Source organism: Nitrosococcus watsonii C-113, assembly GCF_000143085.1.
GTDB classification, from domain to species: Bacteria; Pseudomonadota; Gammaproteobacteria; order Nitrosococcales; family Nitrosococcaceae; genus Nitrosococcus; species Nitrosococcus watsonii.
This window is the reverse complement of record NC_014315.1, coordinates 2,122,977-2,146,105: the sequence shown is the minus strand read 5'-3', so window position 1 is coordinate 2,146,105 and position 23,129 is coordinate 2,122,977. Positions and strand designations below refer to the sequence as shown.

General features: G+C 47.6%; 20 protein-coding genes. 12 read left to right on the top strand and 8 right to left on the bottom strand.

What is annotated here, in order from left to right; genetic code table 11:
• Nucleotide 1: 1 nt before the first annotated feature.
• The gene (locus NWAT_RS09585) at nt 2-6,289 is read left to right on the top strand and encodes a DEAD/DEAH box helicase (protein ID WP_013220889.1); all 6,288 of its coding nucleotides are present in this window, start codon (nt 2-4) and stop codon (nt 6,287-6,289) included.
• Nucleotides 6,290-6,691: 402 nt separating this feature from the next.
• On the opposite strand, the gene NWAT_RS09580 is transcribed toward NWAT_RS09585, so the two are convergent.
• Entirely contained in the window at nt 6,692-7,168 is a 477-nt protein-coding gene (locus tag NWAT_RS09580; protein ID WP_013220888.1) for an RT0821/Lpp0805 family surface protein, read from the bottom strand.
• A gap of 156 nt (nt 7,169-7,324) precedes the next feature.
• Here NWAT_RS09580 and NWAT_RS09575 point away from each other — a divergent pair, with 156 nt between their 5' ends.
• The 3 genes from NWAT_RS09575 (at nt 7,325) to NWAT_RS09565 (ending at nt 9,661) form a co-directional block, all read left to right on the top strand.
• The gene (locus NWAT_RS09575; RefSeq protein WP_013220887.1) at nt 7,325-7,807 is read left to right on the top strand and encodes a cytochrome c; all 483 of its coding nucleotides are present in this window, start codon (nt 7,325-7,327) and stop codon (nt 7,805-7,807) included.
• A 491-nt stretch (nt 7,808-8,298) separates the two neighbouring features.
• Entirely contained in the window at nt 8,299-9,285 is a 987-nt protein-coding gene (locus NWAT_RS09570; protein WP_013220886.1) for a YihY/virulence factor BrkB family protein, read from the top strand.
• 82 nt (nt 9,286-9,367) lie between these two features.
• Entirely contained in the window at nt 9,368-9,661 is a 294-nt protein-coding gene (locus NWAT_RS09565) for a DUF4242 domain-containing protein (RefSeq protein ID WP_013220885.1), read from the top strand.
• A 402-nt stretch (nt 9,662-10,063) separates the two neighbouring features.
• Here NWAT_RS09565 and NWAT_RS09555 read toward each other — a convergent pair whose 3' ends face one another.
• The 4 genes from NWAT_RS09555 to NWAT_RS09540 are packed head-to-tail and all read right to left on the bottom strand — an operon-like array spanning nt 10,064 to nt 13,616.
• Nucleotides 10,064-11,125 (bottom strand): glycosyltransferase family 4 protein, encoded by a 1,062-nt coding sequence (locus tag NWAT_RS09555; RefSeq protein ID WP_013220883.1) that lies wholly within the window; start codon nt 11,123-11,125, stop codon nt 10,064-10,066.
• Between the two features lie 3 nt (nt 11,126-11,128).
• The gene (locus tag NWAT_RS09550) at nt 11,129-11,509 is read right to left on the bottom strand and encodes a 6-pyruvoyl trahydropterin synthase family protein (protein WP_013220882.1); all 381 of its coding nucleotides are present in this window, start codon (nt 11,507-11,509) and stop codon (nt 11,129-11,131) included.
• A 5-nt stretch (nt 11,510-11,514) separates the two neighbouring features.
• The gene (locus NWAT_RS09545; RefSeq protein ID WP_013220881.1) at nt 11,515-12,546 is read right to left on the bottom strand and encodes a zinc-dependent alcohol dehydrogenase; all 1,032 of its coding nucleotides are present in this window, start codon (nt 12,544-12,546) and stop codon (nt 11,515-11,517) included.
• On the bottom strand, nt 12,522-13,616 hold the full coding sequence (locus NWAT_RS09540) for a RibD family protein (RefSeq protein ID WP_013220880.1): 1,095 nt from the start codon (nt 13,614-13,616) through the stop codon (nt 12,522-12,524). Before NWAT_RS09540 ends, NWAT_RS09545 begins: the two co-directional genes overlap by 25 nt.
• Before the next feature lie 44 nt (nt 13,617-13,660).
• Here NWAT_RS09540 and NWAT_RS09535 point away from each other — a divergent pair, with 44 nt between their 5' ends.
• The 5 genes from NWAT_RS09535 (at nt 13,661) to NWAT_RS09515 (ending at nt 18,291) form a co-directional block, all read left to right on the top strand.
• On the top strand, nt 13,661-14,401 hold the full coding sequence (locus NWAT_RS09535) for a CDP-alcohol phosphatidyltransferase family protein (RefSeq protein ID WP_013220879.1): 741 nt from the start codon (nt 13,661-13,663) through the stop codon (nt 14,399-14,401).
• Nucleotides 14,402-14,422: 21 nt separating this feature from the next.
• Nucleotides 14,423-15,085, top strand: a complete 663-nt coding sequence (locus NWAT_RS09530) for a methyltransferase family protein (protein ID WP_013220878.1) — start codon at nt 14,423-14,425, stop codon at nt 15,083-15,085.
• Between the two features lie 118 nt (nt 15,086-15,203).
• Entirely contained in the window at nt 15,204-15,773 is a 570-nt protein-coding gene (locus NWAT_RS09525) for an ATP-dependent zinc protease family protein (protein ID WP_013220877.1), read from the top strand.
• A gap of 47 nt (nt 15,774-15,820) precedes the next feature.
• Nucleotides 15,821-17,359 (top strand): inactive transglutaminase family protein, encoded by a 1,539-nt coding sequence (locus NWAT_RS09520; RefSeq protein WP_013220876.1) that lies wholly within the window; start codon nt 15,821-15,823, stop codon nt 17,357-17,359.
• Nucleotides 17,356-18,291, top strand: coding sequence for an alpha-L-glutamate ligase-like protein (locus NWAT_RS09515; RefSeq protein WP_013220875.1), 936 nt, complete (start codon nt 17,356-17,358; stop codon nt 18,289-18,291). The genes NWAT_RS09520 and NWAT_RS09515 overlap by 4 nt, the downstream gene beginning before the upstream one ends.
• A gap of 233 nt (nt 18,292-18,524) precedes the next feature.
• On the opposite strand, the gene NWAT_RS09510 is transcribed toward NWAT_RS09515, so the two are convergent.
• Together NWAT_RS09510 and NWAT_RS09505 are read right to left on the bottom strand one after the other, a co-directional pair.
• Nucleotides 18,525-19,115 (bottom strand): uracil-DNA glycosylase, encoded by a 591-nt coding sequence (locus NWAT_RS09510; protein ID WP_232420096.1) that lies wholly within the window; start codon nt 19,113-19,115, stop codon nt 18,525-18,527.
• 131 nt (nt 19,116-19,246) lie between these two features.
• Nucleotides 19,247-19,732 (bottom strand): FKBP-type peptidyl-prolyl cis-trans isomerase, encoded by a 486-nt coding sequence (locus tag NWAT_RS09505; protein WP_013220873.1) that lies wholly within the window; start codon nt 19,730-19,732, stop codon nt 19,247-19,249.
• 211 nt (nt 19,733-19,943) lie between these two features.
• On the opposite strand from NWAT_RS09505, the gene NWAT_RS09500 reads away from it, so the two are divergent.
• Nucleotides 19,944-21,032 carry a M42 family metallopeptidase gene (locus NWAT_RS09500; RefSeq protein ID WP_232420095.1) on the top strand — a complete coding sequence of 363 codons (1,089 nt, stop codon included), beginning with the start codon at nt 19,944-19,946 and terminating at the stop codon, nt 21,030-21,032.
• Nucleotides 21,033-21,050: 18 nt separating this feature from the next.
• Here the strand turns inward: NWAT_RS09500 and NWAT_RS09495 are convergent, their stop codons facing one another.
• A complete protein-coding gene (locus tag NWAT_RS09495; protein ID WP_013220871.1) occupies nt 21,051-21,650 on the bottom strand; it encodes a MarR family winged helix-turn-helix transcriptional regulator in 600 nt (199 codons plus the stop codon).
• A gap of 160 nt (nt 21,651-21,810) precedes the next feature.
• Here NWAT_RS09495 and NWAT_RS09490 point away from each other — a divergent pair, with 160 nt between their 5' ends.
• Together NWAT_RS09490 and NWAT_RS09485 are read left to right on the top strand one after the other, a co-directional pair.
• A complete protein-coding gene (locus tag NWAT_RS09490; RefSeq protein WP_013220870.1) occupies nt 21,811-22,401 on the top strand; it encodes a protoglobin domain-containing protein in 591 nt (196 codons plus the stop codon).
• A gap of 281 nt (nt 22,402-22,682) precedes the next feature.
• Nucleotides 22,683-23,105 (top strand): nitrosocyanin, encoded by a 423-nt coding sequence (locus tag NWAT_RS09485; RefSeq protein ID WP_013220869.1) that lies wholly within the window; start codon nt 22,683-22,685, stop codon nt 23,103-23,105.
• The last annotated feature ends 24 nt before the right edge of the window (nt 23,106-23,129 follow it).

Sequence of the window (23,129 nt, the reverse complement as noted above, 5' to 3'; positions counted from 1 at the left end):
TATGATTAAATATTTTTCCTCCCTGGTTGAGCAGTCTATTTCCCGTTCGGCAGAATCCACTCTGAGTATTTTAGGAATCACAAATCCAAATCTGCGCGAACATTTGGGCGATCTGATGCGCTCGGAATGCGGTAAGGAGGGTTCGTTTCTGGCTTCTCCCCTGTTTGAGCAGACTTTTGGCTGGGAAGAATCAAAGATGACCATGGGGGAGCTTGCTACCAAGGAATCATTGCTCAGCAAAGAGATTGTCGACTCTCTGAATGGGAAGGCTAACGGCCGTTACCGGTTTGGCTCCAACTGGCATCCTTTTGTACATCAACTGGCAAGTTGGAAAGCATTGCTAGAGCAGAAACGATCCGTGGTCGTCACCAGTGGTACGGGTTCTGGTAAAACCGAGTGTTTTATGGTCCCCGTTCTGGAAAACCTTTATCAAGAGTACAAGAGAAAAGGAAATAAATCTCTAATTGGCGTTCGAGCTTTGTTTCTCTATCCTCTGAATGCCCTGATTAACTCCCAGCAAGAGCGCCTTAATGCCTGGACCCACTCGTTTGGTTCAGGAATCCGCTATTGCCTTTATAACGGCAATACTCCAGAACTGGCAGCTAGAGTAAGAAGTAAACAGGCAAGACAGCCTAATGAAATTCTATCGCGTGAGTTATTGTGTGAGGAACCAGCGCCAATTCTGGTGACCAATGGCACTATGCTTGAATACATGATGGTGCGTCAGATTGATGCGCCCATCATTGAAAAGTCAAAAGCGGGAAAATCCCTGCGCTGGATTATCTTAGATGAAGCCCACACTTATATGGGTTCCCAGGCGGCGGAGTTGGCATTACAGTTACGTCGGGTAATGCATGTTTTTGGAGTAGAATCCAAGGACGTTCGTTTTGTGGCTACCTCGGCTACCATTGCCGGCGATGAGGCGGCTGAACCACTAAAGAAATTTCTATCGGAATTATCGAGTGTGCCGACTAATCAGATCGACGTATTTGGCGGGAAGCGGATTATACCCTCCCTGGCTTCAAGCAGAAGAAAATCAATCACTCTCGATGCTCTGGAAAATATGCCGGTTGCTAATGAACAACAATCCGGTATTCACCCTGAGCGTTATGAAGCGCTTGTCCACTCGCCGGAAGCACGGGCGCTGCGGGATATTCTGGTGACCAATCCTAAGCCACTAAAGCTCAGAGAGCTGGTAGCGCGGCTTAATGAAAAGATACCTCGGCAATTCTCTTATCATGAAATTCTACGTTGGCTGGATGTCTGTTCTGGCACTAGACCCTCTGATAAAGAGCCTGCCTTCCTCAAGTTAAGAGCACATTTATTTCAACGAACGTCCCATGGTCTATGGGCATGTTTTGACGGGAATTGTTCTGCCAAAATCGGCACTCCTTTGCAGGAAAACTGGCCATTGGGTTATGTGTATGTTATCCAGCGTCAGACCTGTAATTGTGGAAGCCCGGTTTTTGAACTGAGCTTCTGCCAGGAGTGCAACGAGCCCCATCTGCTAGCAAGGGATAAAAGCGGTAAGCTGGTCCAATGGGATACGTATGCGGGAGACGAGTTTTCGCTGCAGGCTGAAGTAGATGGAGATGAAGACATTCCAGAAGATCAAAGTCAGCCCGTGGAATCCATGAAAGTGCCGCTCATTCTATCGCCGTCTATGAGTGAGCGGGCAGGCTATATTCCGATGAAATTCGATAAGCTTTCCGGGAAATTTAGTCATGCTACGGATAGCAGTGTCCTGTTGAGCATGAATACTGATTTTAAGGCTGTCTGTAGTCGGTGTGAGTTCAGGGGATACCAGCATCTCCCTTTCCGGCGTGCTTTACTGGGAGCTCCCTTTTATGTGGCCAATGCTGTCTCCACTGTTTTGGAATATTGTCCGGATTTCAAGGACGAAGATGATCGAACGCCTGCTATCGGCCCCCAATCTCTACCTGGCCGTGGTCGCAGGTTAATTACTTTCACCGATAGCCGGCAAGGAACCGCCAGGATGGCGATCAGGATGCAGCAGGAGGCTGAAAGAAGTCGCTTGCGCGGCTTGGTGGTGGATATTTTGAGACAGCATCAGCTAGCGCAATCTAAGCCGGATCAACTCACTGAAGGTATCCAACCGGAAGATCTGTTTGTTAAGGCCAATGAATTGAGAGCCATGGGAATGGAAGGAGCAGCTGGGCAGCTTGAGGAAAAGGCAAGGGCGTTAGCTGAGGGGGGGGCTTCTTTACCACTTGTTTCATTGAGCTGGAACGAGGTGGCAAATGAACTTAAACACAGGACAGATTTGAAAGAAGCGATTCTTGCTTATAACAAGCAGCAAAAGCCAGAAATTTTTGGGGAGAATGATGGTCCTTTTAAATTAGCTGAGATGTTGTTGTTCCGGGAATTTATGAAACGTCCCAGGCGCCAGAACAGTCTTGAAACCCAGGGGTTAGTTAAGGTTGGATATCAAGGTCTGGATAAAATCGTAAATACACCTCAATACTGGGAGGAAAAAGGCTTATCTCGGGATGATTGGAAATATTTCCTCAAGGTAGCATTGGATTTTTATGTTCGGGACAATAGTTTTATTCAGCTTGACGAAAGCTGGCGATCCTGGATAGGCAATCGCTTCTGGTCGAAGACCTTGCGTAAGCCTGATTCCAAAGAGCCCGATGAAAGGCGTGTTAAGCGTTGGCCTCTTATTCGCAACGGTGCACACAGACAACGCCTGGTCAAGTTATTGCTATTAGGAAGCGGATTAGATCCGTCTAAAAAAGATGATATTGATTTGGTGAACTCGTGGTTAAGAGAAACGTGGCAGGCGCTTACGAGAACCTACAATATACTGAAAAGCGACGATAACCGCTTCTTCCTGAGCAGGGATAAGCTCACTTTCTCATTGATCGACAAAGCTTATATCTGTCCAGTAACCTATAAATTATTGGACACCACCTTCAAGGGCCTGACTCCGTATTTACCTGTCCACATTAATTTTACTGAATTGACCGACAGAGAGCGTCAAGCCTTTAAGTGCGATGAAATTGAATTACCTGAAGTCTGGTTTTTTGATCGTTCCCAGGAGGACTATGAGCCAGGGCTGGCCAAAGTTCGGGCTCAGATTGCAGAGGATGAAAAAGTCCGCGATCTGCGCTCTTTGAACCTGTGGACAGACATCAATGACCGTACCGTTGAAGGTGGCTTCTACTATCGTACTGCTGAACATTCGGCCCAACAGTCCGCTGAACGTCTGGGTGGCTATGAAGAGGACTTTAGGAAGGGGCGGATCAATGTCCTGAATTGCTCAACTACCATGGAGATGGGGGTGGATATTGGCGGTATCTCTGCCGTCGTGATGAATAATGTCCCACCTCATCCAGCCAACTATCTTCAGCGTGCAGGCAGGGCAGGCAGAAGCCAAGAATCACGTGCGCTGGCATACACGCTTTGTAAAGGGAATCCTCATGATCAACAGGTGTTTGCTAACCCGGCTTGGCCGTTTGAAACTGTTATTCCAGCGCCTGGGATCGCTTTGAATTCATCGAGATTAGTGCAGCGGCATGTGAACTCCCTGTTACTGTCTGTCTTTCTGCGGGAAGAGGTTGGAAACACCCAGGCAGAGCGAACGGCTTTGGATACCCAGTGGTTCTTTGATGGTGTGGCGGGGAAGTCCTTTTGTGATCGTTTTATTACTTGGCTCGGCAAAGCCCAATTGGGCTGCGATGATGCAATTCAAGGTCTAGTCAAAGGAACGGCCCTAGGTGGCGTACCTCCTGGGCAATTGCGCAGAAATACCAAGGAAAGGATAGAGGATTTGCAAAAACGCTGGCTGGACGATTACCGATATTTGGTGTCCGGGGAACGTAATGCTAGGTCAAATAGTCCGTATGCCAAGCGGATAGAAATGGAAAAAAAGCGTCATTGTGGCGAGTATCTGCTTCGTGATTTGGCGGCGCGTACCTTTTTACCGGGGTATGGTTTCCCAACGGATGTTGTTAGCTTCGATAATTTCACGATAGAAGATTTCATGCGCGGGAAGAAGCAAAGCAAGAAAAATAGGAAAGATAGGGAAGATAGTGTATCCCGTTACAAAGGACTTCCATCGCGTAACCTGGCGATTGCAGTCAGAGAGTATGCGCCAGGGGCTGAAATTGTACTAGATGGGCGGGTATTTCGTTCCGCTGGGGTCTCTCTCCATTGGCATAATTTGAATGCTGACTCAAATGAAGCCCAAAAAATGGATCGGGCCTGGCGGTGCGATCGATGCGGTGAGTTTAGTTATGAAGAAAGTGCTATCAGGGATTCTGAGCTTCGGTGTAATCACCAGGACTGCCGGGCGCCCATAAATCCTAAAAATATCAAACGTGTCCTTCAGCCTGCCGGTTTTGTAACGGACGCTTACGAACCCGTCACCAATAATATTAACCACCAAAAATTCATACCGATTGAGGCGGCTTGGGTGTTTGTCAATGCGGGCAAGGTTTCTTTGCCAAACTCAGTACTCGGACAGATGGCATACAGCGTCAATGGTCAGGTGTTTCATCATAGCTCTGGGGAGTTTGGGCAAGGCTATGCGCTCTGTTTGGCCTGTGGGCGTGCTGAGTCTATGACGAAAGAAGGAGAGTACCCACCGAGTTTGACACCCAATGGTAGTCATTATCCACCCAGGCCCCGTAAGGAAGATAAGGATGATAATAATCAACGCATGCCTTGTCAGGGAGCAGGCGGGATTACGCCCAACGTGAATATTGGCGTGGTTGCTTTAACTGATATTTTTGAGTTGACGCTCAAGAACCCTGAGTCAGGAGAGTACCTGTCTCCAGCTTCGGAAAGGGATAAATCGGTTGCAATGACTCTGGCTGTTGCGCTGCGTTCCGCGCTAGCAGGGATTTTGGGAATTGCAACTTCGGAATTGGGGTATGCCACACGCCCAACAAAGTTGGAGAATGGGCGGACCGCTAGGATAATCCAGATCTATGATGTGATCAGCGGCGGTGCAGGTTTTGCTTCCAGCGCAGCGGTTTATGTTGAAGAGCTGTTGAGAAAAATGGCAGATCATCTTGAGTGTAGCTATTGTGATACGGCCTGTAGCGAGTGTCTGCTTGATTCTCAGACTCGTCATGACTATGACTTGCTGGATCGTAAATCGGCTCTGGATTGGCTGGGTTCCAATTTTGTGAACTATGTTGGTCTTGCTGAAGGAGAACAACTATTGCCTGGAGCGAGATATTGCCCCGGTTCAATCGAGGATGTTTTGCGCAAATACATTAATGAGGGGGCTGAGCGTGTAGTTTTTTGGCTCAAAGGTGCAATGGAAGACTGGGATTTGATGGCTCCGGCCTTCCGCAAGGCAATTTACAATTATTTGCTGCAGGACGAGATCAAAGTTGATCTGGCTCTTGAATCAGATATTGCTGACACTGAACTTCAACAGGACCTATGCCGCTTGTCTCTTGTCGGAGCAAGGATTTGTTGTTCCGGGTTACCCGTGGATTCTCCTGTGGTCGCGCAGGTTATTAAAGGATCTTCCGTTGTTACTATTGCTTCCAGACTTTCTTCAGCGTCGACACCGGGCGATCGTTGGCATCAGATGGAAAAGCTCGTAGTAGAGACAACGACTGAGCAGCAATTAGGGTTAAAGGAAATTAACATCGATCAGTGGATGAATCAGCCTGGGAAAGACGTACAGGATCTGGAAATAAACGCTGAGATAAACGGCTGTCTTGAGGGTTTTGGTAACAGATTCTGGAAGTTGCTAGATGAGAGCAACGGTTCAGCAAGAGAAGTACTGGCTAATAGCAAGATAACCAAAATCTGTTACAGCGATCGATACATTCAAAGCCCAGCTTCAATTGCCCTGCTTGGTTCGTTGCTAGAACCTTTGAAAACCCAATTGATGCCAGACGCCAAAATTTTGGTCACCACGTTATTCAAGACTAAAGACCGAGATGGAAACCGTGCTCACCATGACTGGAAAGAGAGGGATGACTTTGAAGCTTTTGCTGGGGCCTGGTTTAGGCGAAAATGGCGATCAGAAGTTGAACTTTTTATTTATGACTCCGGAAGGGATCTTCCGCACTCTAGAAAGCTTACGATTGATTTCGAGTCTGGTGCCTCTTTAAAAGCCAGGTTTGATCAAGGGGTTGGCTATTGGCAAGTACGATGTGAGAAGCCGTCAGAAAATTATTTTGATTTCCAGGATAGCGTGGACTATCAGCTTGCAAGTTTTTCAGAAGTTTCTGAAAGAGTCCAAGTTGTGAATGGTAACCTATGGTCAACTAATGTTGTGATTGAGTTGCTACGAGTATAATCTCTATATACCAGCATAAAAGTAATTCAGCCTGATGGCTACTCCTAAGAGCCTGGTTTCCTAGTTGCATAGACATTGAAAGGTGATCGGATATCTTGCCCGCCTTTCACGCGAACTGGCAATGCTCGATGAGGCTCGAGTACCGAATATTATCGCTTGATATTATTCACAGTCTGCCGGGCCGATTAGCGCGGCTTTGGCGGTGCTTTCTACCCTTATCTTGAGGCGGTGGAACGCGCATTGGATAAAGAGAAATGCCGGCGAGCAGAAGCAAATACTCTCGTTAGGGCTTCAATCCCTGCTCTATTGGATTTCTTTGGTCCTCGCGCTTGATGCGCTCATGCCTCGGCTAGGGGGACTATGCAGTGCATCCCTGCATGCGTTTAACCCTGATATGATAGTTTAATCTGCAACTTTCCAGGTTCCATCTTCGGTTTTGCAAAGCAGAAACGCCGATCTGTCGTCGAAATTAGCAGTGTTAGTTTCGAATGAGGTCCGACGGCATAACATACCGTTCTTATGCTCTGTTGTTAATACCTCGATTTTTCCAGAAGCCCCGGTATTTTCATTCCTCCAGCTTTTGATAGTGCCATTGGGATGATTATTCAGGATATCCCGTCCGGTGGAACGGAGTAGTTTCCAGTCTTGGTCGTTCAATTCCGAGTAGACAGATTTATCGAGCCAACCCCAAGGTCCAACTCGTGCCATCGATGCTGTAGATAGTGTTATTGTAGTTAAAACAACGATACAGATCAGTAAAAACTTCATAAATTTCTCCGTGCGCTGGAAACCTCTTGGTTCAATCAGGGAGAGGAGGCGCATACCCTTGATTAAATTGAGATACATATTATCTTTAATTGTATTTTTAGTATATACCATACCATCCAGTCTAATGCTAGTAGGTATTAAAAGCGTTTCCTTAATGAGTATTAATAAGACATATATTCAATAAAATGGTCAGCGGGGCGCCAACTGCCCTATCCTTCGTTAGCGCTTATTATTGTTAGCATTATGTAAGAAATACGAGGTCCAAATATGTTAAATACCGTAAAAATAATATTGATATCTTTCAGTTTGGTTTTTGCTTTATCAATTGGATATGCGGATTCATCAGTTAAAAGTTTATCACCAGAGCTTCGTGCTTTACTTGGAAAAGAAATGCGGGCTCTAGAAGAAGGTATGCAATCAATAATTACCGCGTACGTTTCAGGTAACTTGGAAAAGGTCTCGGATATCGCAGAAAAAATGAAAAACAGCTTTATTTTAAAGCAAGCGATCACCAAGGAACAAAAACATGAGCTGGTGAATAAAATATCAAAATCCTTCTTTCGCCTTGATAAAAAATTTCATGAATATGCTGGAATGCTTCAGCACGTAGCAAAAGAGAAACATATAGAATCAGTTGGGTTTTATTATTATAAACTAACGGAATTATGTGTTGCCTGCCACAGTAATTTTGCAAACTATCGGTTTCCAAAGCTTCAGCTTGACGCCAGCAAGGAAGATCATAATCATTAAGTTTAAAGTCCTGTTATTGCGGCTTTATATTTCCTTGGTGGAGTTTACCGTTCAGCAACTATTCGGGCAGCACCAGGCCTTATTAGGTTTGCGCTTATCCTTACACCAATTCCTTAGAAGCGCTTGAATTAAAAATCCGGGTTCCCGTCATTTTTGAAAATCCGACTGGAAAGGAGCAATGTTTGCTATAGGGGGCAGGTGCCAAGTGGAGGCAAGCGCTCAATGATGGACAGCAGTTCATCGGAGCCTAGCCAGAGAGCTGCCGTCCGGGGTGAGGGCAGTGGCGGCTAAACAAAAAGGATGGAGGCATGGATCTGTCTCCTAGAGGATATTTATTGTTCAAGTAGCTAATGCTACTGCTCTTTGCTATAGAGCTGGATAAACATGGCGGATTCCTTTTTTTGCAGTGGAGGCTGATATACCATCGTTACATACGACAAAAATTGACTATGCTTAATAGTTCAGAATATTTTTGGGAAAGGATAGAAAAAATGACGACTTCAAAACGGATTGTGGACCACAGGGGCCGAAAGGCCCGCCATCCGGGGGAAATTCCCACTAAGGGATGGCGTGATATTGCCTACCGGATTAAAGATTCCTTGAATGATGATAATATTTCTATCGTTGCAGCGGGGGTTGCTTTCTATGCTTTGTTAGCCATTTTTCCCGCTTTGGTGGCGATGGTTTCCATCTATGGAATAATAGCTGATCCTGCTGATGTCCAGCGTCAATTCGATGCCCTTAGCGGTATCCTGCCGACAGAAGCGCAAGTGTTATTGAGCGAGCAATTGCGCCGGATTACTTCCCAAGCTTCAACGGCTTTGAGCGTAGGTGTGGGGGCAGGGGTAATTTTGGCTCTTTGGAGTGCCACCCGGGGCACGAAGGCGTTTATGATTGCTTTGAATATTGTGTATGGCGAAAAGGAGAAGCGCGGTTTTTTAAAATTAAACGCGATTGCCCTGATACTGACTCTGGGTGCCATCGTATTAGCTATTTTAGCCCTGGGCATGATCGTGGTTTTGCCGATTTTACTTAGTTATCTTGATTTGCCCGAAATTTTCCAGGTCTTAGCTTCTCTTTTGCCCTGGTTGCTATTAGCGTTCACCTTTATATTAGGTCTGGCGGTGCTTTACCGTTACGGGCCTAGTCGGAGTGAGGCTCGATGGCGGTGGGTAAGCTGGGGGGCAGTTGCCGCAACTGTACTTTGGATAGCTGGCTCCGCCCTATTTTCGTTTTATGTCGCCAATTTCGCTCAATATAACAAAACCTACGGTTCAGTCGGCGCCCTCATTATTTTGCTCATGTGGTTTTTTGTAACGGCCTACATTATTTTGCTTGCCGCTGAATTCAATGCCGAAATGGAGCACCAAACAAAGACTGATACGACTAGAGGGAAGCCTCAACCGATGGGAGAACGCGGCGCTTACGTGGCCGATACCGTGGGTAAGCCTTACGGCGATGAAACCGGCGCCCCTTGAAGTGGTTTTTGGCAAATAACCGGCTACTGTTGATAATAAGCTGCTGGCCGGTAAAAATCTCTCTAGCATACGGAATAGACCCATGAATACCTATATGATTCGTCGCCGCAGTGCATGGAAAACAGCTTCAGAATTGGAGCTGGCGGCTGACCGTTCAAACCGGGTTGGTAACGAAGAGATGCTCGACCGGGTACGTTGGATTCGGTCCTATGTCGTTGAAGAGGAGGACGGCCAACTTGGCACGGTATGTATCTACCAAGCTGTTGATATCGGCGCGATTCGGGAACATGCCGAGCGCGCCGGTCTGCAAGCGGATGAAATCATCCCTATCGCCCAGACGGTGGTGGTTAGGGACGATCCAGTAGAAGAAGGTTAAAGCATTTTAACGTATCCAATTCTTCAAGGGTTTCCGCGCGCCGGGATGTTCAGGCTTTTCTTTTCTTTTTTTCTTGTCGGATTCTTGGTAGGAAGCTTAGAAACAAAAAATAAACGAAGAGAGAGCCCATAATGATATGCAGCGGAAGCCAGGGAATCTGTAGCATTTCTAACGTGGCGTTCGCGTTTTTCAGTTGGCCTTCTTTTATAAATGGGGTCAGCGTGACAAAAGCTTTAGTCAAGGCGGTATTCCAGATGCTTAGGCAAGCGTAGACTATGAATGTAATAACCTGGAGTGAATTAAATAGCCGCTCGTATTTTTCAGGGCGTTGGTAGGCAAGATAGGTGAGCCCTATAACCGCTATCGCTATCGTGAGGTAAAATATTTTATCCATATTATATCTTAGGAAATCCCTGTTTTTTCAAAGGTTTTTAAAAAAGACTGAAATGTTAATTCCCAGGTCGGAAAGAGAGTTTCCGCCAATTTTTTTTGTGCTTGTTGCTTTAAAAGCAAGAGTTTTTTAGGATGATAAAGTAATTTTGCCAAGGTTGCCGCAAATTTTTTTCTATCCCCGCTTGGAATTAAAAACCCATTTTCTCCCTCTTTAATCCACTGCCGGGTTTCCCCTACCTGGTAGGCTAAAACAGGGATGCCCATAGCCGCTGCTTCAGCGATAGCCATGCCGTAGGACTCAAAATAGGAAGCTGAAACCAGCAAATCAGCCCCCCGTAAGGTGGGGCTGATGAGTGAGTGGGGGATGTTATGGCCTGCATGTATTGATCTTTTTAACTCGCTATTCCTTAGTTTTCTTTTAAAGAGGCGATGAATTTCAGGCTCTCTATGTAAATCGCCAAACAGTCGCCACGTGCCTTTAAAGGCAGGGTTCATTTGCTGTAAGTAGGATAAAATTTCTAATTGTCCTTTACCGCGGCTTAAGGTTCCTAACGTTATTAATCGGGGCCTGGAATCTTTTTTCCAGGGATCGGCTTGAGGCGTATCGGATTCGGTAAACTCAATCCCTGGCGGGCAATGACGGATAGGCCCCGCGTATAACGATTCGCTTTTTAAATAACTTGCCAAGGTGGGACCAGGGACGATGACTGCATCCGCTAAAGCGAGTAACGCATGCTCTTTTTTTTGCAAGGCTTTTCGTTCCGCAGAGGAAAGGAAGAGGTCCATGCAAGGCAGAAAGTGGAGCAAGAAATAGAGATAAGTCGGGTGATTGCGGCTGCTGAGGGCGCAGCTTAGATGAGCAGGATTGAGGGTGGTCAGGTAAAGGCTGTCCAGGACAATATGCGTTGGCGATGCAGAGGGTAGGGTTAGAATTTTTTCAGGTACTTGTTGGGATGGAACATAAATGCCAGCGCCAGTTCCAGTCGTGGCAAGGCGTCTCCGCAGCATTTCGTTGACCCGGAATCCGCCTGAAACTTGGCCCTTGGGCGCGGGCGCCAGCAGGTAAATCATGGCTCAAGAGACCGGCCCTTCATAGGCGCCCCAAGCCACGTGGCTTTCTTCCAAGGTGATTTTGAGCTTTCCCTGGAAGGTAGCGCGGACTCGTTTGGCGAGTTGACCATGAATATAGTGGGCCAAATATTCAGTGGTGGTATTGATGCCACGGAATGACTCTTCTTCATCTAGATTTTTGTAATTAAGCAAGGCGAGGACTGCTTGCAGGGCCTTAAGGGCTAGGCCAATGTCAATCACTATGCCATCCTGGTTTAGCTGCTCAGTATGAAACTCGGCGGTCACATTATAGGTGGCCCCATGAAGTCCCTGGGCAGGGCCAAAAATCTCTCCTTGCAGGCTATGGGCAATCATAAAATGGTCTTTGACAGCAAGGGTATACATAAAATTTAGCCTTTGTGGAGTCGAGGGTGAAAGGGTGGATAGGTCACGGCAAAGAAAAAGCCAACCGGATTTTCATGATAGAGTTCTTGCATAAAAAAAGGCAGATTATCAAAAGTAATTGCGGGAGCAATGAGAGCATCAAGTAAGGGGTTTTGCAAATAATTCAGAACCTGCTCTAAACGCTGTTGGTGGTTGGTATGTTCACGCTTGGGTTTGGCAATCGTGCTGACTTGGGAAGAGAGAATTTGTTTTCTTTGGAAGTGAAAAGATCCGCCCAGGTTAAGGGTGACCGGCTGATGAGCCAACCAGCTCACCTCAATGACTTTTCCTTCAAACCCCACGCTATCCAAGGCAGTTTGCAGCCCCGGTCCTTGTCCCGAGGCATGAAAACAGACGGAAAATACCCCTTGGGGGACATCCCGAACGTCAAGGATAGTGAGTCCCCATCCCAGTTTTTCAATGAGTTGCCGGCGCTGTGGATCGCGCTCAATAATAATAGGGAAGGCGTCCCAGGCAGCTTTGAGCAAAAAGGCGATAAGCAAACCCACCATGCCGCCACCGACGATGGCTACCGGCGCTGGCGCCTGGTATTCGCTGTCCCAAATGGCGTTCAGGGCAGTTTCCAGGTTAGGAAGCAGAGCAGCCCGTAGAGGGGGGATATTCTGGGGGAGGGGTAATAGTTGCTTATTGGGGACGATTGCGTAATCTTGGTGGGGGTGCATGGCAAAGACGAGCTGGTCAGCGTAGGGGCCATTAATAGCCTGGCCTAGGAGGCAATATCCGTATTTGACTGGCAGCTTGAATGATCCCCCCATAGCAGGGCAAGCCATGGCTTGCCAGCATTCCGCAGGCACCTTCCCTAAGCCGACTAATCGCTCTGTCCCAGGGCTGATACCAGTTAGCCAGGTTTCAAGGAGACTGTAACCTACCGGCACCGGCACAGAAAGCGTTTCCTGGCGAATGACGCCTTTCCCAGGCGTTTCCACCCAATAAGCCCGGGCGATAGATGGAACTAAGCGTGATGGCGGGGTAGACATTCCAGCAATATTTCCTTATCAAGGCAGAAGTGAGTCATATGAAAATAGGTTCCCTCCTGGATACGGGCAACCGGAGGGAGCTGGAAGGAAGGCAAGCCAGAACCTAGCAGAAGCGGTGCAATATGGAGGTGCAGCAAATTTGTTTGTCCTCCCGCCAGAAAAAAAGAGAGGGTTTTGCTTCCACCTTCCACGAAGACGGAGCGTATTCCCAGAGACCAAATCGTCTCTAATATGGCTTTTAAATCCATTAACTTGCCGTTTTTCTCTCCCGCTTGATCTCTTACTCCCAGGGGGATGACTTTTCTGGGAATGGCATAGTGTGTTTCTATTTTATGTAGGCTATCTGAATGGAGCAACCAATTATGGCCCGGTTCCTGAAAAATTCGGTAGGGCTTTTCTCCGGCCAGTAAATGGCATTGACGGTCAAGAATTACCCGTTTAGGATTTTCCCCTGGAACCTCGCGTACCGTGAGGCGGGGATTATCTTTTTCTACGGTGCCCCGACCCACCAGCACGGCATCATGCAGTGCCCGGAGACGATGGGCGTGCTTGCGATCGGCGTAATTGCTGATCCACTGGGAGTGTCCACTTGCAGCGGCGATTTTACCGTCCAAGGTTTGTGCCAGGTGAGTACTAATCCATGGCAAGCGTTTTTGGGATGCGATATGATGGCCGGCGAGGCAGGGTAAATAAAGACGAAAAGCGGTGAGCAAGTGGCTGGGTAGTTTGGGACCGCAGGCATGAATCCAAGGTGAGGCGCCGAGAGATAACGCTGCAGAGTCAAAAGCTAGCAGTGTGGGAATAGAGGCGATGGCCGCTTCGTCTAAATGAGGATAAGGTGGCTTAGGCGTGGAGAGATAAACGATGATAAGCGCCTTGGGCGCGGTTTTTGCTATTATTTCCAGACCAGCCGTAAAGTGCCATTGAGACGGTTGCTGCTCCGTTTCGATGGGATAGAAGAAAACATAGGGAACCTCTGGCGCGGTGCTCTTGTTTCGGCGCCAACGTTTAAAATCAAGCAGGCTCTCCCAGATTCGATTAACTGAGGAGTCAAGTATGGCACATTCCATAAGCGCTAAATTGCTCTATTTTTAAACGATGAACGCGGGTTTCTATGGCTGAAGGTTACCACAACCACATTTCCCGGCAAAAATACCGCAGATTCCTGATTTTTCAATCATTAATTTCTGTTTTATTGCTAGCGGCTAGTGCATTTTATCTACAAAAGGTTCCCGCTGGCTATGCTTATGTCATTCTCGTGATCGCTTTTTGGCTTCTGGGCAACCACGGTTTCCTGATCTGTTGCCTCCGTGTTTGGCGAACGCCCGCGGATTGGGCAACGCTACTGCGGTTTTTTTTATCAATCGCAGGCTTGTTGGTAGCCACTTTTGAGGAGGCGCTACTATGGATTTTCATCATGCTGAGTCTGGCTTCCCTGGGCGATTGGCTGGATGGTTGGCTGGCTGACCGCTACGGCGGAACTCCTCAGGGGGCAATCCTGGATGCTGAAACCGATCAAACGCTGGTTTTTATGCTTGCGGTATTAGGGGCTAGTGTGGGAGGTTTGGCCCTGTGGGTGCTCTTATTTCCTGCTTATCGCTATGGGTATATCTTATTATTGGAAATGTTTGCGATTCCCGCGGATGATCCGAAGCCTAAAGCCGGAGGTAATTTTCGGGGCCGGGTTGTCTGTGCAACCATCCAGGTGGCTTTGTTGGCTAATCTGTTGCCCTCTTTGGCTTTGCCGGTAAAAACTCTATTCAGTACTTTGGCGCTTGGTTTTCTAACCTATTCTTTCGCTGACGATCTTTTTTATCAGTTCAAGACGCGCTTCGCCCCTTTTCTTCGTTCCTAGAAGGTTTGATTTCAGGGTCACATGTCTGCTTTCGAACTCATTATATTAGGTGCTTATGGGTTAATGGTGGTTGAATTGGTTTTTTTGCCAGTGCCCAGCGAAGCTTCCACTTACCAGCTGCTGGCCTCCAAGCAGCCCCCGGGGTCATGCCTTTCTGGGGGGTTGCGTCAGGCCCACCAGGCTTCGCTAGGGCGTAAATTGTTAGTTTTTTTGTTACCTACAGGGCTGATTTTAATTGCTTTTTTACTCCCTTTGGGACAAATATTTTTTCCCCAACTCAAGGATTATTTATGGCCTATCCCCATTTTTGAAACCCTTTTGCTTCGATGGGTGGCGATAGGCTTGATCATTTCGGGATCGGTTTTTACTTTGATAAGTGTGCTGGAGATGCGTAGGGGAATGACCAAAAACCCTTTCAGAAAAATGGGATCGGAGTTACAGCTTCAAGGACTATTTCGATGGTCCCGCAATCCAGGCTTAGTAGGGAATTATGGGCTATTGCTTGGGCTATTCTGTTATTTTCCTAGCCTAGTGATGGCTTTGGGCATGGGGATTTATCTTTTGAGTATGCACTATCGTATTTTGCTAGAGGAAAGCCAGCTAGAGATTCGGTTTGGTGAGGCTTACCGTGCTTATCAGCGCCGTGTGCCCCGCTATTTAGGTTTTCTCCAGCTTAGGGACTAAACGGTAATTAAATGATTGATAAGGCTTTTTGTGATTGGGTAAATCCATGGGCGGGCTGAAGTGGTTTTTGTTAAGATGGGCACTTGTTCTTACCAGAATAAAAAAATTGGAAAATTTTATGTTACGTTTTGTTGGAACGGTGATGGTATTTTGGTTGCTCCTGGGGGGGGTTGCCAAAGCTACGGATGCTGGCAGTGAAAAAAAGAGTACGAAGGAACGGGCTATCATGGGGTGGGTAGAGCCAGTGGTTTTCATTCCTTGGGGTGTCGAGCTTAAGGCGAAGCTGGACTCTGGCGCTAAAACCTCATCATTGCATGCTGAACATATTGTTCGGTTTAAGAAGGGTGATGAAGAATGGGTACGTTTTGCGCTTGCTGTGGAAATAAAGGGAAAAGAGATAAAGCAGTTTCAGATGGAGCAGCCATTAGTCCGTGATGTGCTTATAAAGCGGCATCGGGGCAGCGCTAAAAGGCGGCCCGTGGTTAACTTGAAGCTTTGTTTAAACGGTAAACACCATAGAGTCCAGTTTAGTTTAGTTGACCGTAGCCAGTTAAATTATCCGGTTCTTTTGGGCCGTCGTTTTCTGAGAAAGGTGGCCCTCATTGATCCCGGTAAAACTTTTCTTACAAGCGAAGGATGGAAGACTTGTTTGATAGAATATACTGCCAGCGAAGTTCCTAAAGACTAAGTGCTTGCGCTAGGTTCAGCAGTCAGCAGCTTGTTGGAAAATAAAATTTGAAGAATCTCCATATCAAGGTCCTTGCTCTTCTCCTGGTGATGATTGGGTTAGGCTTGGCTTATTATAAGGTAACCCGGCTTGGTTTGCCGGTATTGCCAGCCGAGCAAACCGAAGTTTGGATGGTAGAGGCCCGCCTCGCCTTTGAAGCCAAAGGTGGTCCGGTGAAAGTGCGCTTCTATATTCCAAGTGCTCCCCCCGGCTTTACTGTCGTGGGAGAAGACTTCATCTCCAGTAAATATGGTTTAACCACGGATGACGGGGGTATTAATCGCACTGCCCAATGGGCGGTGCGCCGGGCCGAGGGGAAGCAGGTGTTGTACTACCGGATTGAATTAGCACCTGAGATTGCCCCTATAAAACCACCGAAGGAAAAAGTCCCCTCCTTTCCGGCCGCGCCCGATTATCCTGAGCCCATGGGCTCAGTAGTGCAGGCGTTATTAGAAGAGGTGCGCCGTAAATCCGCTGATGTGGCTTCCTTTTCCGGAGAACTTCTGGCCCGTCTCAATGCCTCTAATCCTACTGAAAATGTTCAAATTTTGCGCAAAGGCATTGAAAGCGAGGGCGCGTGGGTAAAGCAAGTTATTTATATTTTAGCCGGCGCCCGGATTCCTGCCCGTATGGTTTACATCTTGCCATTAAAAGGCGATATTAGCCGTAGTAAGCTCATTCCTTGGCTAGAAGTCAATAATGGACGGGAATGGTTAGCTTTTAATCCTAAAACAGGAAGCCGGGGATTCCCAGCGAACGCATTGATTTGGCATGTGGGGGATGAGCCCTTGCTCGAGTTAGAGGGCGGCGGATCACCCAAGGTGGAATACTCTGTTTCGAGTCGTTTTCAAGAGTTGGTTTTGGTCGCGGAGCAGCGAGCGCGGCAAATTAACTCTCTGATAATGGATTTTTCCCTATTTAGCCTCCCCGTGCAGACCCAGAATGTCTACCGGGTTCTACTGTTAATCCCTATTGGGACTTTTTTGATTGTCGTGCTGCGGAATATTGTTGGCATTAAAACGTTTGGTACGTTTATGCCTATTTTGATAGCTCTGGCATTCCGAGAAACCGATCTTCTGTGGGGAGTCGCGATGTTTGCCGGGATCGTGGCTATTGGTTTGATACTGCGCTTTTATTTGGAATATCTTAAATTACTGCTAGTGCCGCGCCTGGCTTCGGTACTGGTGATGGTGATTCTTTTAATGGCGGTTATTAGCGTGCTGACTCATAAAATGGGGCTAGAACGGGGCCTGTCCGTGGCTCTCTTCCCGATGGTGATTTTGACCATGACCATTGAGCGCATGTCGCTGGTTTGGGAGGAGCATGGCCCTGGAGAAGCGCTGCAACAAGGGCTTGGAAGCTTGTTGGTGGCTATCTTGGGTTATTTATTAATGGCCAATAAGCTATTGGAACATCTGGTTTTTGTTTTTCCTGAATTGCTGTTGGTGGTGTTAGCCATGACCTTATTGTTGGGCCGTTATACGGGCTATCGGTTAACGGAGATTTGGCGTTTCAAGGAATTCTTGCGGAAAATGGAAATGCCATGATCTTTCCTTGGCGGCGTTTACGGCAGCAGGGGGTTCTAGGCATAAATCAACGCAATGCTGATTATATTTTGCCCTTTAATCCGCGGCATCATTATCCTTTAGTAGACGATAAAAGACGCACTAAACAATTGGCTTTAGCGGCGGGGATTGCCGTGCCCAAGCTTTATGGCGTCGTGGAAATGGTTCACCAGATTAAACACTTGGATAAGTTACTCGGCCCCCATGAGGATTTTGTTATCAAGCCCGCCCATGGCAGTGGTGGAGAAGGTATTTTGGTGGTTAACGGGCGCTATCAAGGGCGTTATCGTAAGGCGAGCGGGGTTATCTTGTCCGCGGAAGAAATCGGCCACCATATTGCCAATATCCTGAGTGGCATGTATAGCCTGGGAGGATTGCCTGATACCGCGCTTATTGAATATCGGGTCAAGTTTGATCCGCTGTTTGAGGCTGTTAGCTATTTAGGCGTTCCGGATATCCGTACCCTGGTTTATCGGGGGATACCCGCCTTGGCAATGATACGGTTACCCACGCGCCTTTCGGATGGCAGGGCTAATTTACACCAAGGGGCTATTGGCGTGGGTATTGATCTGGTGACTGGCCTGACTAGTGCTGGTGTATGGCAAGAACATGCCATTGATCGTCATCCTGATACGGAGGGGGAGATACGCAATTTAAGAATACCCCATTGGGAGAGTATTCTTGAGTTAGCCGCCCGCTGCTTTGATTTAGTGAATTTGGGTTATATTGGAGTTGATATTGTGTTAGATCGGGATTTGGGTCCCATGGTCCTGGAACTTAATGCCCGCCCTGGTCTTAGTATTCAGCTAGCCAATAAGGTAGGGCTGCAACCGCGCCTCCAGCGTATTCAAAGGTTGAGTGAAATTCCCTCCTCCGCCGCTGAACGGGTGGCATTAGGAAAAGCCTTGCTATAAGTTTAATGCCTATCTGACCCTCTCCGCCCGATTGGGCGGAGATTCTTGGGTCGCCCCAGGAACCTTCCTGCTTCAAGGTGCCTTCCCTAGACAGCGGTGTTAACCGCTGCCCCCGATCCAGTCGCTCCACAGGCCAGCCCCGCTAGTGCAACAGTTAGACTAATTATGGGGTTTATTGGCGAGCCGGGGCGCTGCGGAACGAGGTTATCCCAGGAAATCAGCGGAATCTGGAATTAGCGAGATTCTAGATATCCTTGAAGTGACGCGAAGTCTTGCGCTAGCGCCGCCTTCTTGGTTTCGTCCCGTAGGGCCGCCGCGGGATGATAGGTAACGAAGGTGGGTAGATTTTTGATTTCTAGCCACTGGCCCCGCAGCTTGGTAATCTTCGCGTTGGGATCGAGCAGGGCCTGGAGGGCGGTTGCCCCTAGCAATACCAATAGTTGGGGTTGGAGCAGTTCAATTTGCCGCAGCAAAAAAGGGAGTTCTCTTTTAATTTCGCTGCGATGAGGCTTACGGTTGCCAGGGGGATGGGTTTTAAGAATATTGCTGATATAGATCTGCTCCCGTTTCAAGCCAATTTGATGCAATAACTTAGTGAGCAATTGGCCCGAGCTTCCCACAAAGGGCTGACCGGTTTTTGCTTCCTGAACGCCCGGCGCTTCGCCGATGATCATGATTTTTGCCGAAGATGGGCCTTCTCCGAATACCAGTTTTTCGCCTTTAACGACGTTGGGACCTAAATAGCGATTGCAGTATTGTGCTAGTTCGTGCAGCGTAGCAGCCTTTTTTAAAAGGTCATCCATGGAAAGGGCGGAAGTTTGCATCTGGTTCTTGAAGAGTTGGACGTCAGGGTATCTCGTTGCCCGTTAGAAGACAAGCCCCGCTCCCCCTAACGGAGCTTGTTTTGTCGGGTTAGAGTGAATTGCAAAGAGTAGCGGTAATAATGGCCGTACCGCTAGGCGTGCTCATGGCCGCCCGCGCCATGGGCATGGCCATGCTCCAGTTCTTCTTCCGTGGCATTACGGACATCGACCACTTCCACGTCAAAGTCTAGTGTTTCGCCTGCGAGGGGATGGTTGGCATCCACGAGTACCCGATCCGTCTCGATTTTAGCCACCGTTATCAATTGGGGGCCATTCGGTGTCTGGGCCTGAAATTGCATGCCTTTCTCTAGCTCCTCTACGTCTTGAAAAGCGTCCCGCGGAACGGTCTGGAGCAGTGTTTCATTGCGCTCTCCGTAGGCATCTTTCGGTCCTATGCTGACATTGAGTTTGTCGCCTTCGCCTTTTCCGGCCAGCGCCTTTTCGAGACCTGGAATGATGTTGCCGAGCCCATGTATATAGGCTAAAGGCGTTTTCTGGGAAGAACTATCAAGCACGGTGCCTTCCTGATTCTTTAAGGTGTAATGGATATAAACTACTTTTTTATCAGCAATCTGCATAATGACGCCTCCTTTATAATTGCGGCGGTAAGTTGATATAAAGTATTGGCTTCGTTATTCACTTATAGTGTTTAGTTAAATTTAGACGTATTAATTCAAAATTAATAGTCCTTTGTAAAGTATAGGAAGCGAGAACTCTTTGTAAGCTTATTGACTTTAAAAAATTATGGCGCTTCCTTAGTCTTTTGATAATGCCCTGAAATACGACGGGATGAATGAACGTTTATCCCCTATACTTATAGGTAGTATGGTGTCGATGAGCTATGAACAGCTATTTGCACAGATTGAGGATTTGGTCTTACGCCATTCTCCCAGCGGTGCCGAGCAGGAAATAGATGGATGGTTGCTAGAACGTTTTAGGGCGCTGGGGCAGGCTGCCTGGCAAGATGCTGCGGGCAACATTATTGTGAAAGTTACGGGAAAAAACCCTGGGGCAATCGCGATTACCGCCCATAAGGATGAAATTGGCGCCATCGTGAAGGCTAGCAATAGCCAAGGGCAAGTGGAGGTAAGGAAGTTGGGCGGCGCTTTCCCCTGGGTCTACGGAGAAGGGGTGGTGGATTTACTAGGTGACCATGCCTGCATTAGTGGTATTCTTTCATTTGGCTCCCGCCATGTTTCCCATGAGAGCCCGCAGAAAGTCCAGCAGGATCAGGCGCCGCTGCAATGGCAGCATGCCTGGGTGGAAACCAAGTGTACGCAACATGAGCTGGAGGCCGCTGGAGTGCGTCCAGGCACGCGCATGGTGGTAGGAAAACACCGCAAGCGCCCCTTCCGCCTTAAAGATTACATTGCAAGCTATACGCTGGATAACAAGGCTTCAGTGGCGATTTTGCTGGCCTTGGCGCAGAAGCTTCATAAACCCTTAGTGGATGTTTACTTGGTGGCTTCCGCCAAGGAAGAAGTGGGAGCAATAGGGGCGCTTTACTTTAGCCGGTGCCATTCTCTCGATGCCTTGATCGCTTTGGAGATATGTCCTTTGGCGCCTGAATATTCCATCAAAGAAGGCGCTGCTCCTGTGCTCCTTTCCCAAGACGGTTATGGACTTTACGATGAGGGACTCAATAGGCTTATCAAGCAAGTTGCGGCACGGCTAAAAATCCCCATGCAGTTAGCGGTGATTAATGGTTTTGGCAGTGATGGCTCCATTGCCATGAAATATGGTCACGTGCCGCGGGCCGCTTGTTTAGGTTTTCCTACCCAAAATACACATGGTTATGAGATCGCCCATTTAGGCGCCATTGTCCATTGTATTGAGATACTTTATGCCTATTGCACCCAGACTGGGGTAAGTGAGTAAAAGATTAGCTTCGCTTTGTTAACTTGCTGTAAATTCCAGACTGCGGGAAGAAGGAGGGAAAGCATGATCTTGGCAAATCTTTAGGGTCTCTTCCGTTCTGAGCAGTTCCTGGGTTAGGCCACAGCGGAAAAGTTGTTTGTCATGGGTCGTTAGCAGATACCGGCAAGTATGGCATTGCCCAAAGGTGCGGTGGCGATTTGCTTTTTGAAGATCACATAACAAGCGTTCTAGCACTTGCTGGGTGATTTGCAATTCTGCTGTGGCTAACCCGGCTAGGATTTTTCCCTTATTGGACAGCAAAGCAAGATTTCTGGTAAGTGCCCGGCCCTTTGGCGTGAGTTCCAAATGAACGATGCGCCGATCTTTCGGATCGGGTTTTTTTCGAAGATATCCTTGCCGTTGTAATACCAACAATGATTGGGAAGTTGTGCCCTTGGTAGTGCCAAGATACTCCGATACTGCCATTGGGGTATCGCTGTACCGATTACATTGGGCAAGATAACGTAAGACTTGGAGATGAGCCGGGTGCAAGTTGAGAGTCGTTGCTGATTTACGTTCTTCGGCCCGAAGCAGGGTGCCAACACGCTCTAGTAGCTGAAACAGCTTTTGCTTGTCCATAATTGATTATGATACTTAAAAACAGCCGCAGGATCGATACCCACTTGACATCGCCTGGGAGGCTCATTATGGTATCGACTCGATAACACCCTATGTTTAAAGGTCCCTTGACTTTTTGGTGCTTATAAATTTAAGAAAAAAAGAAAACAGGTAATAAGCAATGGGCGAGAAAGAAATACCGGGTTATACGTATGGAACGCAGGCAGTAGCTAAATCTCCTGTTTCCTTGGAGGATTTTGATCTCCTCAAGAAGACAGTACTCTTTACCGAAGAGGATGAAAAATACCTACGTCTTGCTGGCCAAGTATTAGTGGACCAAGTTGAGGACGTTCTGGATGTATGGTATGGCTTTGTCGGCTCTCATCCTCATCTACTGCGTTATTTTAGCGACTTGCAGGGTGAACCTGATAGCAGCTATTTAGCTGCCGTACGCAAGCGCTTTGCTCAGTGGATTTTGGATACTTGTAACCGCGCTTATGATCAGGATTGGCTTAATTACCAGCATGAAATTGGCCTGAGGCACTATCATACCAAGAAAAATAAGACGGATAATGTGCAGTCCGTGCCTATCATTAGTTATCGCTATTTGATTGCCTTTATTTATCCCATTACGGCTACCATGAAACCGTTTTTGGAGAAAAAAGGCCATAGTGCGGAGGAAGTTGAAAAAATGCACCAGGCTTGGTTTAAATCGTTGGTGCTCCAGGTGACTTTATGGACCAATCCCTACCTGCGTCAGGAAGACTACTGATGGTTGAAGTATTTGCCAATCGGCAGCAGCTGATTTAGGTTTTTGGCGTAATATTGGCGGCGGAGGTATTTCCTCCCTTTAAGGTATCGAGATGAAACTAAAGGGGTAGGCCACCAAATAAAATATAAACCAAATACAATCCTGACAGCAATGGGCGCTCCTGTATTTTAAACTAAAAATGCAGGAAAAAGCCATTTTGTTTGTTAGGGAGTTGTAAGCGCCCTTAAGTTTTTAAAGAGGGCTGTTTCATGTGTACTAAAATGGACAGAGGAAGGTAATTGATGAAAATAACTAACGCTATATTGATGAGTCTTGCTCTTGGGCTGTTGCTGATGGGCACAGCGCAAGCAAAGGATGTGAAAGCACAAAGTTTTACAGTTGTTATCAATGCTTATGATACGAATATTCCGAAGCTTGAGGTGGAAGGAGTAACCGTTAAGGATATTCGCGCTTTTAATGTGCTTAATGAGCCTGGGGCGCTGGTTGTTCGGAAAGGAACTCCGGTAGAGATTACCATAGAAAACAAGTCCCCCATTAGCGAGGGATTTTCCATCGACGCTTATAAAATCTCGGAAGTTATTAAAGCGGGAGAGACCAAAACCATTAAATTCAAGGCCGACAAGGCTGGTGCTTTCACTATTTGGTGTCAGCTCCATCCTATGAATATCCATCTGCCTGGCTCCTTGAATGTCGTCGAACACTAAGACATAAAGCCTATGAAAATAAGC